The 17,371-nt window shown below is 52.3% G+C and carries 16 protein-coding genes and 1 pseudogene; 9 read left to right on the top strand and 8 right to left on the bottom strand.

The annotated features are described in order from the left end of the window. Positions 1–47 precede the first annotated feature (47 nt). From ABJ99_RS13120 to ABJ99_RS13085, 7 genes are all read right to left on the bottom strand, one after another. Positions 48–308, bottom strand: coding sequence for a hypothetical protein (locus ABJ99_RS13120; RefSeq protein WP_054086199.1), 261 nt, complete (start codon positions 306–308; stop codon positions 48–50). Between the two features lie 328 nt (positions 309–636). Continuing rightward, complete coding sequence (locus ABJ99_RS13110; RefSeq protein ID WP_054086197.1) at positions 637–2,007, bottom strand: ATP-binding protein; 1,371 nt, start codon at positions 2,005–2,007, stop codon at positions 637–639. A 12-nt stretch (positions 2,008–2,019) separates the two neighbouring features. Further along, positions 2,020–4,245 (bottom strand): TraM recognition domain-containing protein, encoded by a 2,226-nt coding sequence (locus ABJ99_RS13105; protein ID WP_054086196.1) that lies wholly within the window; start codon positions 4,243–4,245, stop codon positions 2,020–2,022. A gap of 11 nt (positions 4,246–4,256) precedes the next feature. Then, positions 4,257–5,543, bottom strand: coding sequence for a DNA primase (gene dnaG / locus ABJ99_RS13100; RefSeq protein WP_054086210.1), 1,287 nt, complete (start codon positions 5,541–5,543; stop codon positions 4,257–4,259). An 8-nt stretch (positions 5,544–5,551) separates the two neighbouring features. Beyond that, positions 5,552–6,538: a DsbC family protein gene (locus ABJ99_RS13095; protein ID WP_054086195.1), complete on the bottom strand. Its 987-nt coding sequence runs from the start codon at positions 6,536–6,538 to the stop codon at positions 5,552–5,554. Further along, entirely contained in the window at positions 6,535–7,665 is a 1,131-nt protein-coding gene (locus ABJ99_RS13090) for a secretion/conjugation apparatus DotM-related subunit (protein ID WP_054086194.1), read from the bottom strand. The genes ABJ99_RS13095 and ABJ99_RS13090 overlap by 4 nt, the downstream gene beginning before the upstream one ends. A gap of 8 nt (positions 7,666–7,673) precedes the next feature. Further along, entirely contained in the window at positions 7,674–8,072 is a 399-nt protein-coding gene (locus tag ABJ99_RS13085; protein WP_054086193.1) for a lytic transglycosylase domain-containing protein, read from the bottom strand. A 141-nt stretch (positions 8,073–8,213) separates the two neighbouring features. On the opposite strand from ABJ99_RS13085, the gene ABJ99_RS13080 reads away from it, so the two are divergent. The 9 genes from ABJ99_RS13080 to ABJ99_RS13045 all read left to right on the top strand — a co-directional run bounded on the left by ABJ99_RS13080 (position 8,214) and on the right by ABJ99_RS13045 (position 17,174). Next, positions 8,214–10,748: a type IA DNA topoisomerase gene (locus ABJ99_RS13080; protein WP_054086192.1), complete on the top strand. Its 2,535-nt coding sequence runs from the start codon at positions 8,214–8,216 to the stop codon at positions 10,746–10,748. Beyond that, positions 10,741–11,244 (top strand): hypothetical protein, encoded by a 504-nt coding sequence (locus ABJ99_RS13075; RefSeq protein ID WP_230081024.1) that lies wholly within the window; start codon positions 10,741–10,743, stop codon positions 11,242–11,244. Before ABJ99_RS13080 ends, ABJ99_RS13075 begins: the two co-directional genes overlap by 8 nt. Further along, positions 11,244–11,621 (top strand): hypothetical protein, encoded by a 378-nt coding sequence (locus ABJ99_RS13070; protein ID WP_054086191.1) that lies wholly within the window; start codon positions 11,244–11,246, stop codon positions 11,619–11,621. Before ABJ99_RS13075 ends, ABJ99_RS13070 begins: the two co-directional genes overlap by 1 nt. Continuing rightward, positions 11,614–12,060: a hypothetical protein gene (locus ABJ99_RS29130; protein ID WP_220789601.1), complete on the top strand. Its 447-nt coding sequence runs from the start codon at positions 11,614–11,616 to the stop codon at positions 12,058–12,060. Before ABJ99_RS13070 ends, ABJ99_RS29130 begins: the two co-directional genes overlap by 8 nt. Before the next feature lie 9 nt (positions 12,061–12,069). Then, positions 12,070–13,584, top strand: a complete 1,515-nt coding sequence (locus ABJ99_RS13060; RefSeq protein WP_122235209.1) for a zeta toxin family protein — start codon at positions 12,070–12,072, stop codon at positions 13,582–13,584. Then, positions 13,581–14,237 carry a DUF6012 family protein gene (locus ABJ99_RS27070; RefSeq protein WP_230081023.1) on the top strand — a complete coding sequence of 219 codons (657 nt, stop codon included), beginning with the start codon at positions 13,581–13,583 and terminating at the stop codon, positions 14,235–14,237. The genes ABJ99_RS13060 and ABJ99_RS27070 overlap by 4 nt, the downstream gene beginning before the upstream one ends. A 39-nt stretch (positions 14,238–14,276) precedes the next feature. Beyond that, positions 14,277–14,822, top strand: a complete 546-nt coding sequence (locus ABJ99_RS28245) for a hypothetical protein (RefSeq protein WP_147461948.1) — start codon at positions 14,277–14,279, stop codon at positions 14,820–14,822. Positions 14,823–15,054: 232 nt separating this feature from the next. Then, positions 15,055–15,360 (top strand): hypothetical protein, encoded by a 306-nt coding sequence (locus tag ABJ99_RS13050; protein WP_054086188.1) that lies wholly within the window; start codon positions 15,055–15,057, stop codon positions 15,358–15,360. A gap of 329 nt (positions 15,361–15,689) precedes the next feature. After that, positions 15,690–17,174, top strand: a complete 1,485-nt coding sequence (locus ABJ99_RS13045) for an Eco57I restriction-modification methylase domain-containing protein (RefSeq protein ID WP_459426203.1) — start codon at positions 15,690–15,692, stop codon at positions 17,172–17,174. Between the two features lie 27 nt (positions 17,175–17,201). Here the strand turns inward: ABJ99_RS13045 and ABJ99_RS27065 are convergent. Then, a pseudogene (locus tag ABJ99_RS27065) lies at positions 17,202–17,371 on the bottom strand (ExeA family protein); the annotation flags it as partial.

Below are 17,371 nucleotides of genomic sequence, written 5' to 3'. Positions count from 1 at the left end.
GACACCGGGGGAAGGGAGGGGCTCCGCTGACACAGGGTTTGGGCTGGTCAAGCTGCTGACGGCGCCTCGCGAACAGTGTGCCTGGAAACCAGTATTAGCGGGACGGGCAGGGAGTTCTCATCCCGTATCAGGAGCGTCTTTCTCTGGATGAATTCAGCCATGATCAATTTCCGCTTTTTGAGCATCGAGGTGATACTGGAGTGAGTAACCTGAATGGTCTTGCCGTTGCAGGGAATCAGCAACGATTCGCCTGGTTGAAGCTCTGCGAGAGCTTGCGAAATATTGCCGCAAGGTATTTTTAAAGTCATATAACGCTCCTAGACATAGCACATCCGGGGTAGCCGCCCCGAAAACTGTTTAATTTTTCACATACGTACGTACATACGTATATTAAACTTTCACTTTCAACTTGTCACCAAAAAATATATCGATCAGAACCCTGATCCCCAACGCTACGAAAGCGCAATAAAGGCTCGACTCCATCAATCCTTTCTCAAGCTCTCTACCACTGTATTGCAATACAATTCCGTAGAAAATGAGCCCAAAGATGACAATGTTGGCCACAGCCATGCTTAGGCGTCGGATAGTGCGGATAAGGTTCAGCAAAACTGGGTTCATAGTGATTTCATGCCTCGCTTAGAAGTGAATTTGGCGGAAATTAGCAATTTGACCCTTTTCAAGCATGCGTACCGCGCCGCTTGTTTGGGGGCGTAGGTACTTCAAGTCTTTGATATCGATCTTCAGCTTACGCGCAGCCTCGTCCCAGTCTGCAGTAGCAAGGTTGAGCAACAAAAGCGTGCCAGCATTCTTGATAAAGTCAGAACTGAAATGAGCAGGCGACTGGCCCGCCAGAAGTATCGCAAGGCCGAATTTACGCATCTCCGTAACAACCACGTTGATCGGATTTGAGGCGTCTTCGTCGTTAAATTTCTTTGACTCGTCCAGGACGATCAACCGTCGAAGCTTTCCGTGGGATTCCCCGCGCTGCATCATTTCCCGGATGATTGCGCGCATCCGGAATCTGACAAACATCTTCAACTCATCCTCGGACTGGGCAAGCGGTTTGATGTTGTGCCGGCGAATCCTCGCATTGCCAAAAGGTGGAGGATTCGGATTGAAAATCCCGGTCGCGATCAGGTTCTCCAGTCGAGTAATGACGCTTAGCATTACGTCCTTACTGTGGTATTTCATCGCATCATCAAACTCTCGCCCAGTTTGTAGGTTGTTCAGGAAAGTTTGGTGAGCCTCCGTAGCCTTGATTTTTGACGTGTCGAGACGCTTCTCCAGGGCTTCAATATCCGCATCGCCACTCCGACTCTGTGCCTTGGCCAGGTCCGCCCGCCGCTTATTCATTGCCGCCATGGCTCTGCAGTAGTCTTCAAAGCAGCTCAAAGCCTGTTTGCCGTCATCCTGGTCGTCTATCCCCATCCACAGGGCCCGCAGCTTGCGTTTGGCCAGACGCACCACATCAGAGAGCGTTGGGTAAACGGCTTTCAGATCTGCCCAGCGCTTGTGCTTGATGATGTCTTTGATTTCGTCATCCGAGGCTTCTCGACGCTGCCAAGTGTGAGGTTTATCCACGTAGATACCACGTGCAGCGTATGCATCAGTGAGAAGGTGGCGCAGAACTCCTTCTTGGTTCCCGCCAAGCTTTCTGGATGTGCTGTTCATGGCTTCAATCACATCATTTACAGCCCTACGCACGCCGCCGTAATGGGGGTCTGTGTTCAACACTAGCGGGTTGAACCCGTAGCGAGTTGCTTCACTGAAAAGGACAGTTTCTGCACCAGGAATCTCAATATCTCCGTGATAGTCGAAGATATCGATTTCCACCTGCTCATCCATGTTGGTGACGAACTCCTTGATCCAATGCGTCTTGCCTGCACCGGAGGTCCCTGCAACACCGACGTGGTGGTTCGACACGGCATCAGGACGCCAATAAATAGGAAGCTCAACCTGATCCTTGGTGAACTTCCAAAAGTCGTTGCCCAGCTTGATTGCTGTCATCGTGCCCCCTTATCAATCATATGCTTCTTCAGGGATTTCAAAATCATCCTCCCCATCGTCACCGAGCATTTCCTCGGGCTCAAGATCAGGTTTCGGTTGATGGAAATACCCAGTGAGGCCTTGAGCTTCCGCTGCATGTAGTGCTTTTCTTGCCGCCTGGAATAACGCGATGCCGCGCTGCTCAGCAGGCACGTCGAAACGCTGAATACTGTCCAAGTGCCGGGCAGTTGCGACAACTTGATCGAGGATCGGATCCTCAAGGGATGGGTAGTAAGGTTTCTCAACCCGGCGAAGCTGTGCTGCGATGTAATCGACAGAGTGGGTATCCTGCTTACTGATCCGCTCAGCACTTTGTGGCAACCGGCTGTAGTCCGGCCGCTCGACCTGCAGGAATCGATTGATGCGCGCGGAAAGCTTGCTGGTTTTCTTGTGATCATCTGGGATGTAGAAGCTTGATGCTGGGATCACAGCTTCCTTGAAGATCAGCATTCCCTCTCCGGCCTGCAGCTTTTTCAGCTCACCAAGCTCGATCTTGTTCCGACGCTCGATGTTGGCTGCACCCTGCGCCTGGTAAGCACCACCGGTGTTTTGGTCGTATCCAGTGAGAACGCTGTAATAAGCCTCCCCACCAGCCTTGCGAATGTAATCGTACGTATCCTCCGGATCTTCCAATGCCAGCACCCATTTCACTTTGGTGTTGGCCAGCATGGAAGGGGCTTCGTCTGCTGCCTCGCCTCGTTTAAGGCCCTGAATATCCTGCACGGCGGCGACCATCATGAAGCCAAGGCTTCGCGCTTGAGCAAACATTACCGCGATGCCTGCGGCGAAGTAGTAGGCCAGCTCATCACTGATGATCAGGTACGGATTAGGCGCATTGGTAGCTTTGGTATCGAGGACGTCTGCTCGAGTACCCTCTAAGCGATAGCCAAGGTTCTGGGCCATCATCAAACGGATTGAGGAAATATAAAGCTTGCCCAGCGAAGCTGCCTCGGACGCTGACTTTTCGAGCGTCGGGATCATGACAGCGATCAGACGGTCATTGAGGAGGACATCGAGCATGTCAATTTCGGGGAATTTGTCCGCAAAAATATGACCATACGTATCCATCATCATTGACAGAGTGCGAGCGAACTGGCCGGTCAAATAACCGTGCTGGTTGAACACCTCTGCATCCCACTTCGAGGGGTCACCAGCGAGTTGCGGATTGAAACCTGGTAGACCGGTTTCAAAGTAAGCTTTGATCGGCAGGTATGCCAGCTCAGGGATCAGTCCTTGCTGGCCCTCGATGTAAAACTGCACAAGGTTTTGGAGTGCGAGGTAATGGCGGATCACACCGATGGAGATTTCGAGTTCACCCTTGGCTCGCTTGTAGCAGAGGGTTCGCAGCAGCGCATCGATCATGTTGAGAGCTTTTTGCTGCCATTGAGCACCATCGCCGCTGGCTACCGGTAGCAAGGAGGCCATCAGCTGCAGGAGGAAGTCAGCCGCGGCGTCACCGAACGGATTCATGGAGTTCGACTGCGGTTGATTCATCGCATGAAGACCTGACTCCCTGGCCACCATGTGTTCGAAGGGGTCCATTCCACCTGTCAGGTAGTTGAGGATGAGGGAATCGTCCTCGCGGCCGTGCCTGCGAGCTAGCGACCAGAGACAGAAGGCAAGATTGGAGTCAGCTTTCCCGTCCCCGTACGATGCCCCAGTCCCCCAGCAGATGGCGTTGTAATACATGCCCATCAGTGTTTCACTTTTGCCTGAACCAGTGGTGCCAGGCAAAAACAGGTGAGTTCGACAGTCTGAGTTGTTGAGCCAAAGCTCCCGGCCCTCATCAGCGCTCGCTGCAATTCCGTCCGTATTTGGGGTACGGAGAAAACCGAGGTACATGATGCCCCCTGCCGCTAAGAGCTTGCGAAAAAGCCTCGACTTCGTGAACAAACCCCAGAGGTAATTCTCCTCTACCAGCTCTTCGTAGTAATCCGTTCGGTCCAAGCCGCCGATATCTTTGGGCATCCGAATCGGCATACGGAATTTCTGGTCTTTGAAGGCCATGATCATCATGGACAAGAACAGGATCCAGACCGGCCACAAGACTGGCTGATAGAGGAGCAGTCCAACTATGACTAACAGCGCAAGCTTGAAGTTGTTCGGGCGGAACAGTGCAATATTGAACCTGGTCCAAGAGCTGCGCACGTCCCTTGATATGCGGCCTGGCTTGATCTCGTGTTGTGAGTCGAGAGACATTAAGTGATCTCCTAGGCGGGCAACGCAATACCGATCGTTCTTTCGAACTGAGCGGTAAGAGCCTGTTTGTATAGGGTTGCCTGACGTACGCGGGCGAGAATTTTGCGTGCCTTTTCAGCAGCGCGTACCTGCGATTCAGGTACGTCCATGTCCAGGCCGTGTTTGACGTAATCAGCCAAAAATCGGCTCAAGGGATACGCGGTAGCCAAGGCCTGGTTCCATGCTTCCAGCCCATGCGTGCCGATCAGCTGATCGGGGTCACTGCCCTCGGGTAGAAACAAAAACTGCACCGTTTTGCCGTCGCGAATTTCCTCTAAAACAACTGCAGAGGCTCGTAACGCAGCAGATCGGCCAGGTTTATCCCCATCGAAAGCAAACGTCACGGTGTCGGCATGGCTGAATAGCCGTCTTGCCTGGGTATTCGTTAGGGCTGTACCCATGGGGGCTACAACCCTGCGGTCACCGGCCTGGTGAGCGGTGAGCACGTCGAAATAACCTTCAACTACGATAGCGTGACGGGCGTTACGAATAGCCGACTTGGCTACGTTTAATGCGTATAGCTCGTTGCCCTTATGAAAAAGCTCAGTTTCAGGCGAGTTCAGATACTTGGGTGTTCGGTCGGGTTTTGCGATCATGGAACGTCCTGCAAACCCAATCAAAGCACCGCTTTCGTTGTAGATTGGAATCATGATCCGGTTGCGGAATCTGTCAAAAAGTCGACCGTCTTCAGCACGGATGGCGAGACCACAATCGATGAGTGTTTCAGGGGCGTGACGTTTAGCTAACAGCTCGACGATCCCGGTAGCTACGGTGCCCAGCTGGTATGCAGTCATGGTTTCTTCCGAAAGCCCACGTGTGGTTGCGAGGTACTGGCGACCCGTTGGACTACGTTCGATACCTCCCGCGTACAAACGAGCAGCGTCTTGAAGTGCTTTATCGAGGGAAGCCAAACGATTTCGGCGCATTTTCGATTCGGCGGAATCGTCGACATGCGACTCAGGAACGGGGATACCTGAATCAGCCGCGACAGCGGCGACAGCTTCTGGAAAAGGGAGTTTGTGAAACTCAATCATCCATTTGATCGCATCGCCTTGTGCGGGGCAGCCGTAGCATTTGTATGTGTTCCGCTCAGGCGATACTTCAAACGAAGGTGTCTTCTCTCCATGAAAAGGGCAGCACGCTTTAAAGGCTTTTCCTGCCTTTTTAAGGGTGATGTCTCTTCCAATGATCCCCACCAGGTCTGCGTCCTCACGCACACGGGCAAGGAATTCATCGGTGTACCGGATGTACTTGCCCATGAATATCCTCACTGCGCCTTTGTTTGATCCAGCCACTGCGAAATGGCCCGGGCGGTATTAGGTAGGGTCAGCGGGGGTTGTACGCCGCTGGTGTTGACCACTGTAGGGGTGCCCAAAAAATTCAGCTTGCGGAAGATTTGGTCATTGGCCGCTATAGCTGCTTCGCCTTCGGGGCAAGTAGGTGTGTCGAGACGATCACCCTTGACGATCTTCTTCCAATAGTCGGCACGGTCCTCAGGTTTGGCACAAAGCATCTGCGCAATCGCAGTGCTGGAGTCAGGCCCGCCGATCACAGATACCGGAAAAAGCTGGATGGTGTAGTCGGCAGCGAGCTTTTCGAGTTCTGGTTCAAAATTGCGGCAATGTGGGCAAGACGGGTCAGAGAACACATAGACAGTCCCCTTACCCCCCTGTGAAAGCTGTACCGCGTACTTACCAGCCTTGGTGCCTGCATTAATGGCTTGCTTAACGATTGATGGATCAGCAGCTGGTGGAAGCCCGGGGATATTACCAAGCTGCAAATTCTGAGGCTGTTGTGGCGGTGCAAAGCCAGGCTGCGTTGCGCCTGGGTTGAAAGCTGGCTGCTCATTCACCTGGCCCGTAATTCCAGGTGCAGCTTGCGAGGTGATGCCGGTCATTCGGGCCGCGTACATGTTCAAACCGAGCGCAAAGATAAGACCGAACGCCGGCAGTAAGCCCCACTTAACAGCGCCTTTCACACGGCTGGATATCACACGGCGCCGTGAGAAGCGGTAGAGCGCATGTTGCATTGCTTCAAAAGCATTGCCAGCCAGAGCATCGGACCCGAACTCTTCAAGCAAACACTCTTGATTTGCCTCTTGTGCAGAGCTGGACCAGAGCAAACGCTTTCCATCCAGGCGAACCTGGAGACTGTCGTTCAACGAAAGCGCGGTAACAGCGCGGCGCTCGCCGGTAGATCCAAAGTGGACATGGAGAGACGTATCGTACTGGCGAATTCTGTCGCGATTTTTCATTGTGTTTCTCCTTGTCGGGCGACCAAACCTAGTTTGGCAAGATATTTTTCGACGCCATCAATCGCGTCTTCAATGAATGGCTCGGTAAGGCGATAACCCACGTTTTCTGCGAACTCTTCCCACTGCATCTGAGTGAAAACCGCACCTTGTTCAAGAAATGGGGCTTTACGCAGACCGATGTTCAAGGCGTAGAAAAGGTTACGGTCCATCCCCTTCAACCATCGGAACTGGGAAGAGGGCAACTTGCCGCTTTTTGATGCAAGCTTGTGCATGGCGAACAGCATCGTTCGGGGGTAGGGGTGTTTGAGGAGCCACGTCTGGGCGTCAGGATGTGCTGAGTATTTTTTGAAGGCAGCGTCAGTTAAACCGAGATCCGGGTACCCTTTTTTCCCTTCAAACGTACCTGTGTGACAAGAGCGGTTGAGGTCATCCAGGAGCTGTTGGGCTACCCGGATGTCTTTTCCGTCCGAAAGGAGGCGAGCGCCGAAGACCGCGAACATCGCACGTTCAGTCGGACTCAATTCGTTAAATGACTCGACTCGCTTGCCTAAAAACTCGATCATGAGTTGGCCGCAGCGTTCACGATCTAACTTGTGATTTACAATCAATCCTTGCTCAAGCGTCCACTCTTCAGGATGCGCAGCACTGCGATGCTCGACCGGGTCATCGTTTAGCAAAAGAGTTTGAGGGTTGCCGTAGTACAGCGAGGGAATGATAGCGGGAGAGTGCTTGGACATGATCCATGGCAGGGTTTCAACCGTGATCTTCCGGCGCGTTTTATTCATCGGGTGACGGTGAGCTGCAAGAAAGCCCCGGGCGATGATTACAAGCGGAATGAGGATGTAGAAATACCCAGCTTTGTTAAGCATGCTCAAAAGCGCGGAGAAACTGACCGTAGAAGGGTACAAGGCCATGCCAGCAGCCTGGGCACGCCACTCTCGAATAACGTCAGGCATAAATGGCCAATCGAAAACGGCGAGCTGATACCAAACCCATTTCAAAGCCCAGTAGCTAATAGTCCCATGCCACCGGTGCCAAAACATCCATCCAAACGCGATTGGTAGGGCGATCAAAACAACCCACACAACGCCCATACCCTCAGATTGATTTTGTCCATGTCTAGCCATGAATCCTCCTAGAACTTGAGCGAATTGTTATAAACACGCTGGATGTATGGGTATTTGTACTTTGGTGTCCTGGAGTGGTAATGCCCGACACCATCCCAAAAGCTGCCGTTCGCTTGGTTGATCTCGTAGCGCAAAATGTATGCAGCAGCACGTGCGGACCAGCAGAAGTTCTGCGTGATCATCTGAGGTGAAACCCCAAAGTCGCTCTGTAATTTCTGGGCCCATACGGTGTTGATTTGGAAAGGACCATGGTCGACCGTGCCATTTGTGTTCGGGCTCAGAGTCCCTGTGCTACCGCCTTCAGTTATCCAAAGCGCGATCATTACCCTCAAGGGCAAACTGTAATCTCGCGCCGCTTCCACCATACATACCGGTACAGGCGGCTCAGCCACTGGTAATGGAATCATCGTTTCGTCCTTTCTCGATCCCTAGCAATGGGTTATAATTTTCCGTATGGTAGCCATTCTACGGAATCAAGGCAAGTTGAATCAGCCTTATGCGAATCCGCAAAAACGCTGATTTCAGCCTCATTCAGGAAGGAGTTTTTGATGGAAAAGGTTTTGTGGATTGCCGAGAAGGAATCCCAGCTTTCTCAGGGTATTTATTCGGCCATTCCGGGCAGCACTGAAGATCAGGGGCCGGGCTGGGCACGCAGAGGCGGGCAGTGGTTTATCTGGCTCGATGGCCATGCGTTTCAACAAGCTCCACCTGACCACTACCTTCCTGACGATGTGCCTTTGACAGCTGGCAATAAAAAAGTCTGGCGTATGTCTGATCTGCCCATTATCCCGGGAGCTAGGGCATGGAAGCTTTTGCCAGATCCACGCAAGAAGGCTCGTATCGCAAAGCTTAAAGAGTTGTTGCAGTGGTGTGATGTTGTTCACCACCTCGGCGATTCTGACGAGGAGGGCCAGTGTCTTGTCGATGAAGCACTCGAGTATTTCCAATTCAAGAAGCCTGTACGGCGGGTGCTGATCAACGACTACAACGCTACCAAAATCAAAGAGTCGCTTGCCAATATCCGCGACAACGCTGAGCCGCAGTTCACTGGTTGGCGGCGGTGGGGTCTGGCGCGCAGTCGCTACGATTGGTTGCTGGGAATGAATGGAACACGAGCGATGACCTTGCGCGGCCGTGAAGTAGGGCAGCAGGGATTGCTACCGGTTGGTAGCGTGCAAACACCTCTGCTCTACATAGCCAGGGAGCGCGATAGGCTGATCGAGGAGTTTAAGCCTCATGCCTATCAGGTCGTTACCGTCCAACTACACCCAGTTGAAGGACCGGACTTCCAGGCTCGGTGGAAGCCGCGGCCAGAACAAGATGGCCTGGATGAAGACGGGCGTGTGGTCGATACTCAAGTCGCTTCATCCATCGCAGAACGCGTCAAGGGTCGGACCGGCTCAGTTACCCAATGCGATATCTCCAAAAAAAGTAAGAAACCTCCACTACCTCTCTCAATGAACGAGCTGCAGATGGAAGGTTTCAGTCGGTATGACTATTCCGCACAGGAAGTCATGGACGCCGCTCAGAAACTGTATGACACATACAAAGTCATGACATATCCGAGAACAGATGTCCGGTACCTGTCAGAAGCCCATCACGATGAGGCTGCGGCAGTGATTGCGGCAGTGCTGCAAATTCGTCCTGACCTGATCCAGATTGCTGATCACATCGATCACACGCTGAAATCAGAAGCATTCAACGATGCGAAGGTTCGAACACCAACCGGGGAGCCGACCCCCCACCACGGGATAGTGCCTTCAATTCCTGAAAAAATGGTGAACCCGGCCGAGTGGACTGAGCGTGAGCGCAATGTCTACGATCTGGTTATTCGAGCATATCTGGCTCAATTTGCCAGCGATTACAAATACCAGTCCACAACGCTGCTGGTAGCTATTGAAGGTGAATCCTTCACGGCCACTGGCACTACCCCAGTGCAATTGGGTTGGAAGGCCATCTATCAGGAACCACCGCCCTTGGACGGGGTAGATCTGACTGAGGACAACCTTCCATCGCTGACGTTGCCGGCGCTAAATGAGGGCGACAGCGTAGCTTGCTTGTCTTGCAGCCTGGTCGACCAAATGACCACGCCGCCACCGCGATTTGACGACAATATGCTACTTGACGCGATGAAGAACCTGCACAGGTACGTAGTCGATCCGGAGCTTCGTAAACTGCTGAAAGAAGGTGAGGGCATCGGAACTACCTCTACTCGTGCAGGCATTATTGCGGACATGAAAAAACGTGAGCTTTTTGTATCGGCGCCGAAGGGCAAGAAAAAACTCATGACGAGTGCGCAGGCGAGAAACCTGATCGACGCGCTACCGATGAAGGTGAAGGATCCGGCTCAGGCAGGGCATTTCAAGCAATCACTGGATCAGGTCGCCAGTGGCGCACTCACCCATACCGAATTTATGGAGTATGCCGAACGCTTCGTTCGTGAAGTGGTTGAAGTGGCTAAGGTCGCTGAAATGGAAGCTCTACCTCCTGCACCAGGGGAGCAAATTCCATGCCCCAATTGCTCTGGCGAGCTACAGAACAAAGGTAAGCGTACTGCATGTAGCCAGTGCAAATTTGTCCTCTGGCACGAAGCGTTCGGCAAGCTACTTGGAGCAAAGGATATCGAAGCCTTGCTGAAAAAGGGCGAAACACGATTACTTCAAAATCTAGTAGGGCGTGAGAAAAAAACGAAATTCTCGGCTCGCCTGTCCCTAGATCGTACAACGGGGAAGACCAAGCCTCTGTTTGATCAACCTGGCGCTTCTACATCCAAGGCTATGACAACGCCCAAGGAAAAAATAACACTTGCTCCGCTTAGCTGCCCTCGATGCTCGGCTATTCTTGAACCCTCAGGGAAGACACTGGAATGCCCGTCGTGCAAATTCAAATTATTTTCAGAGTTGCTTGGCAGAACTTTGAATGATGCTGAACTCAAAGCGCTCCTCACCGAGGGAGTTACTGAAAAACTCAGTGGCTTTATCAGTCCAAAAAACAACGGCTCTTTTTCAGCAAAACTCAAGCTTAACCGTGAAGTCTGGAAGGTAGAATTTGAGTTTCCGAAGAAGGGAGCCGACGGTGCCTAAGACTGCGAATGCTAATGCACACGACTTGAGCTTGGTGCCTTTTCTGGATGACTTCAGAGCATTAGCCTTTCGTGTTATGAAACTCATGCCTGGTCAGGAAAGGAAGGAGCAATATATGTTTATACGTCTCTTACCTCTGTTGCTTGCAATGCTTGTTGCTGGGTGCGATCAGACAGAAAGTCGGCATGAACAAGAAGGCGTAGAGCGGCAGCTTATTCAGGGAATGCACGCTGAGTTTTTCAAAGTCGCTGATGGAAATAACATCTGGTTTGAGGTTGCCATTTCGGTCGACAATAGCAAAACATTCAGGATGCCGGTCTTCTTCTCTCAGAATGGAAAGCTCGTAAAGGTCACTGATTCACAAGCTCAGTCGATTTTTGATAGCTGGCTCAAAGAGCGCGCTAAGAATATTGCAGCATTCGGCTCGCTTGATGAACAGAGCGGCATGAAAGACCCATTCCTTGCGCTTGATGTAAACCGCTGGGAGAAAAAATAATGTTCAACGAAGATGAAATGAAGTTTGTACCTGCGTATTACGCCACGAATGGCAAAGGCCAAAGCGTTCCCTTCATAGTGTCGTTGATGATGGTCGATGATCTGAACAAAGCTGCATTGCCACCTGCTGTTTCGGCGTCAATAGACAGAACGCTAAGCATCACTGGAACGGAAGGGTTGGCCTTTGCGAACATTTACAACGTCGAACCGCTCGACGTCGTTGTACCGGCTCACATCGACCGGGCGATGAAGATTGCCGGCGCTCTCGTATTGTTCCGGTGCCAGAGTCCTGAAACAGCTGAAAATCTTATGGGGGTGATGAATGAGGCCTACAACCTTACATTGGTCAAAGATTTGCGGAGCGACTCTGATGCTTAGGCATCGCATTTGGCGTACCAGTGTGGCGATTGGTAGCTGCATCATTGGGCTTTCCTACGCAGTGCTTTCAGTTCATCACGGTTTCGAAGTCCCTGGCGAACTGTTTCACGCAGCTCTGTTTCTCGCAGCAGGAATTGCTCTGCTTTACCATACATTCAAACGACAGAATGAGGGCTCCCAGATGCCAGGTCCATTGACCAGCCAGCAGATTGCAGAATACGAATGCGCGATGGAAACCATCGGGAACGCACTCGCGGCCCGTTCGCAGGCAATTCACGACGAAAGGTCAAAGGCTGAGCCCAACCAGGAAGCTCTCTCAAAATTGCGTCAGGAGCAGGCCGATCTCGTGATTGAGCGAAGCAAAATATCCATAGATGACGTCGACTCCGTGCGTCGAGTTATTGCGAATTATGGCGCCCAGGTACGGGCTCAGATTTAAGGACTGACCATGGACGATCAGAGCAGGGGTTTAAGCGTTGACCTTGTGCAACACGTGGTTGATCGCTTCTTGGACAACTACAATGGAAATATTCAACTGAGAGCTATCGTCGTTGCGAAGCAGGAGGACATTTATGGACCAGAATTATCCCGAGAAAAAACCGGAGTCCGAATCGACGGAGCCTACCACCCTAAAAACGCCATCTTCACCATTGTCGCTTCCAATATGGGTGACGAAGGGGCCGTCCTCAGAACCTTGCGCCACGAGCTCCTCGGGCATTATGGGCTCAACACCTTCAATCCCGAAGAAAAGAGGGCGCTCCTGGATCGCGTTCTTGAAACGCGCAATGAACCAACGCTGAGCCATATTTGGGCAGAGGTTGATAAAAACTACCACGACAGAAGCGAGCTGCACCGTGCCGAAGAAGTCTTCGCGTTCGTGGCGGAAGAAGAGCGGACGTTTTTAGGAAAGGCCTGGGACAGGACCCGCGCAGCGTTGCAGCAGGTACTCAAGGCCACGGGCCTAGTAGACGACAAGTCCCTTTCCATTCATGAGCTTCGTGTCGAGGCTCTCGCCGTCGCTAATGGCATCAGATCCGGCGAAAGGTATCAGCAGACTTTCCCTAAAGACGATCAATCACAGTTCAGGCTTGAGGCCGAAGAGCATCAGCTTATTTTTGAAGACATTGCCCAGCACGCGTTGATGCTCAGCAAACCGGTGCAGCAACCAGTTGCAATCATCCTCGGAGGGCAACCCGGGGCGGGTAAAGCGGCACTCAGCAGTTATGCCACGACTGAACTGGGTGGCAATTCAATCAAGATTGACGCTGACGAGCTGCGCAAGTATCACCCCCACCTACTCAAGCTGATGCGTGAAAACGACCGTGACGCAGCGGATCTTACTCATCGTGATGCTGCAGGCTGGGCTGTGAAACTCACGAACCTGGCCATTAAAGAGCGCAGAAACCTGGTCATAGATGGAACGATGCGCGATCCAGACAGCCTGGCCAAGCTCTGCAGCAAGCTGCAATCAGCAGGGTACCGGATCGATGCTCGTGTGTTGGCCGTTAATGACCTGGTGAGCCGTCTAAGCATTCACCATCGGTACGAGCTGCAGCACGAGGCCAATGGTTTTGGCCGTTGGTCAAACCGCATCAACCACGATCTGGCGTTTGTAGGGCTGCCTCTCACTGTTGATCGGTTAGAAACAGGCAACCTGGTCGACAGAATGCACGTGACGAACCGAAGCGGGACAAACATCTATGAGAACACTTTGATGCCGGGCGATTGGCAGCAAACCCCCGTCCAAGGTCGAGTCCACGTTGACACTGAGCGGTCGAGGGCCTGGACGCAGGCCGAGCGTTCATCCTTTGAGCTGACCCTTGGTCTCGTGAAAGCGAAGATGGTTCGCCGTCATGCCGGGGAGGGGTATCTCGCAGAGCTTGCCTCGCTCCGTGCTGATTACGCTCGTTCAGTCGAAGCCGCGCCTCAAGCCCAATCGAAGTCCCAACCACGAATTAGATGAACGACACCATTGCAGAACATCTGACTTACCGGATAAAGAGGAAACTGATCATGATTATTCACCTTTCCCCCTCGATCTACGCATGTCCAAAAACAGAACCTTGTTCATTGATCGACCTCACTTGCAACGAGTTGAACATTGATTTGGTGGGAGGCAAAGAGCTCACAGCCCGTCGTCCTTACCCGAATAAAAAATATTTGGTGGCATGCCGAAAAGTCGGACAAAAAGCCATGAATGGAATTATCATTGAATCAAAAACCCCGGTACGTGAATTTACCGTCGTTACCCGCTGGTCTGTTGCCGCGAGTCATATTGCAACTCATCGAGTTCACTACATCATCCTTGATGAGGAATACGATGCAATCAGCGAAAACATGGTGTTGTGGTACGCCACAAGCGAAAGCCATGGTAGCTATAAATCCCGCTGGCCTGGAAATGAAGAATACGGCATTCCTGCAACGTCCCAACCAAGAATGGAAGCCTATCAGCGCCTTCGAAGAGTTGGTCCTATCAGAGATGTGACTGACGAATCCGGCGCTGTCATCGAGCGATCTGAAGTATTCAAGCTACCCACGCTTCAGCCCGAGCGCGTGCTGAATTCAAAGCTGTCCTACGGTGACCGAACACCAAACCTAGAAGCTGCATTTCGATAGGCCGGATTATTATATTTCATAAAATTAGAGTAGTGACCAATGACTGATTTAATGCCGAAGTACACTGAGGCCAAAAAAAACAATTCAGGATGGCACCTGGTGGTCCTGAAAGCGTTGGAGACTCTTGATGCTATACGAAAAGGTGCCACTTATAGTGATATTGCGACTGCCCGTAAAATAACAAAACCCAGAGTAGCCCAAATCTTAGGTGAAGGGTTTCGTGCAATGCAAAAGTACGACCCCCTTAAAAGGTTTGGTGAGGGTCGTTCGGATTCTCCCTCTCCCAAGAACTGGCAGAAATACTTAACGGAAAACAGTGAAGAAATTGGTTATGCAATTTGCAGGTCAATCACTGCCATTGTTACCCCATTAGAGGCACCGCTCACGCTCGAATCTTCAGTGGATGCTTTGAATATCTCATCCCGCGCACGCAATTATCTCAGAGCTGAATCTCTTACGCCTATTATACACTTAGTTTCTTGGTCCAAAGCTGAATTAGCTCAGGTTTTAAAGCTGCCCTGCGGGTGCTTAGCAGAGATCGTTGCAGAGGTAGAAGCTAGGGGCCTCAGCTTCAGACCTGACTAGCGCGGCAAAAAACACCTGAAAAATAAGGGTTTACGCTGCGGCGTTTGTACTCTGTTACGCATTTCGTATAATGACTACGATACGAACTGATTGGAGTAGGGTACGATGCCTCGTAAACGGCAGCCGCATGACCATGCCCAGATGGGCTTTGATTTCGCCTTTCACGAAACCGTAGACGCCATAGAGACCCTCGAAGCCGGTCTCGACATCGATGACGACCAAGGAGAACAGTATGATCACAAATCAAAACCAACCGTTGGAAATCGCAAGCCGGGAACTAAGCTCGGAGACGATCAAGGCAATTCGTCAGTCTCCGTCGTTCGGCCCACAGTCTTGGAAAATTCTGGATCGCTGGGCCTTCAACAGCCCGACGCAGTTGAAGCAACTGGAGAGCGAGGGCGAACTGGTTCTGTTGGGGAAAGTGTTGGAGCAGCAGCGCCTGGAGCTGGAAGCACTCCACAGCCTCCCAGCGGAGCACAAAACCGGCCTGACCGAGTACGAAGTGCTGGCCCTGCAGGAAGTGAACACAGAGCTGTAACGCCGAACGATTACTCGATCAGCGCGGCGGACTCGCTGGGTTTAGGTGGAGCAAAAACCAAGTTCCGGAACAACGTAGACGCGATCCAGCTACTGCAGCAACTACGTGAGCAGAATCGGGCAGCGGTAGCAGCAGAACAGGCAATACTGGTCAAATATGTTGGATGGGGAGGGTTGCCTCAGGCTTTCGACCATCGCAATCAGGCTTGGCAGCGGGAGTATCAGGAACTGGGCGCGCTTCTCAGCCAAGATGAATTTGAGAAAGCTCGGCGCTCAACTCAAGATGCCCATTACACCTCTGCAGCTGTCATTGGCGGGATTTATGAGGGCATGCAGCGGCTTGGATTTCCGGGCGGTAAGATATTCGAGCCAGCTGCCGGCACTGGCAACTTTATTGGCTTGATGCCCGAAGCGCTTCGGAAAGAAAGCCAGTTTACTGCAGTGGAACTCGATCCTCTGACAGCCGAGATAGGCAAGCACCTTTACCCTACAGCTACCTATCTCAACCGGGGCCTGCAGGATGTTGTAGTTCCCAGCGGTTATTTTGACGCGTGCGTGGCCAACCCTCCTTTCGGCTCGCAATCACTCTACGATCCCCATCACCGCGAGCTGAGCGGGTACTCCATCCACAACTACTTTCTCGCCAAATCCCTCGACAAGCTCAAGCCAGGTGGCGTGATGGGGGTAGTCGTCAGTCGCTACTTTTTGGATGCAGCAAACGGCAGAGCTCGTGAGCACATCGCTGAACAATCCCACTTCCTTGGCGCGATTCGGTTGCCAAACAATGCCTTCAAAGAGAATGCGCTGACCGAAGTCACCACCGACATTGTGTTTTTCCAGAAAGCGCAACCAGGTGAGGAAACTGACAAGCGCTGGGTGAATGTCGGCGATATACGAGACCGTGAAACCGGCGCGCCAATCACGATAAACCAGTATTTCATCGACAACCCGCAGCAGATGGCCGGCCGCATGGCCATTACTCGGAGCATGCACCGCGACACCGCGGACTTGATCGCAGAGCCCGTTCGGGATCTGGCCTCCGAGATCTCAACTCGATTGAAAGCATTACCTCGTGACATTTACAGAGCGGGTCCAACAGCGGCCACCACTGACGCTTCCGAGGCACTGCCTGCGCTGCTCCTCCCTGAAAACCTAAAAGTGGGCTCCTACTTCGTCACCGAAGCTGGCCAAATCGCTCGACGCCTTCCCGACCAGCTGGCCCAGACTGATTACCAACTGATCACACTCAAAACCGAACGTGCCGGCGACCGAATCAAAGGCATGATCGAGGTCAGGGATGCTCTCAGAGCTCTAATGGCGGCAGAGCAATCTGAAGGTCTTGATGTCGGCATTGATCTGCACCGCGCTCGCCTCAACACGGTATACGATCGGTTCATTCGCAAGCATGGCCATATCAGTAGCCAGGCTAACCGTTTGGCCATGTGCGACGATCCTGAATATCCATTGTTGAACGCGCTGGAAAGCAACTACGACCGAGGCATTTCAGCGGAAATGGCCCGCAAACACGAGGTGGCCCCTCGTCCTCCAAAAGCTGATAAAGCTTCTATTTTCAGCCGTCGGGTAATGACGCCTCGACAGGAAGTTCGGCACGTCGAATCGGCGAAAGATGCCTTAGTCGTGTCCATGAACCAAGTCGGCCGTGTAGATGTAGCGGCTTGCAATCGAAAACAGCCGTGCTCGCAATCAGCGCAATTTTCGGCTCAGATTAACTNAGCCGTCTGGCTCAGATTAATTGCGAGCGAGCTTGCATTCAGCCGCATCGACTTGCATTCCATCGTTTCCGACTCACATTAACTGCAACTGTCCGGTCTTCGGCCTGAATCAAATCGGCAACCCTGCGGCCAGCATTTTGTCACGCAGTTCAGCGGCTCGGGCCGGATCGAGCGCGTTGCTGAACAGCGCCTTGATCTCGGTAGGCTTGGCGTCGAACTGCTCAACCAAATCTTTGATGCGGTAGCCATGGCGAGTCAGGGTTGGTTCCAAGATCATTC

This window comes from Pseudomonas syringae pv. cilantro (genome assembly GCF_001293775.1).
Classification (GTDB): Bacteria; Pseudomonadota; Gammaproteobacteria; order Pseudomonadales; family Pseudomonadaceae; genus Aquipseudomonas; species Aquipseudomonas syringae_P.
Note: the sequence above shows the minus strand (reverse complement) of the source record. Positions and strands in the feature narration are given on the sequence as shown.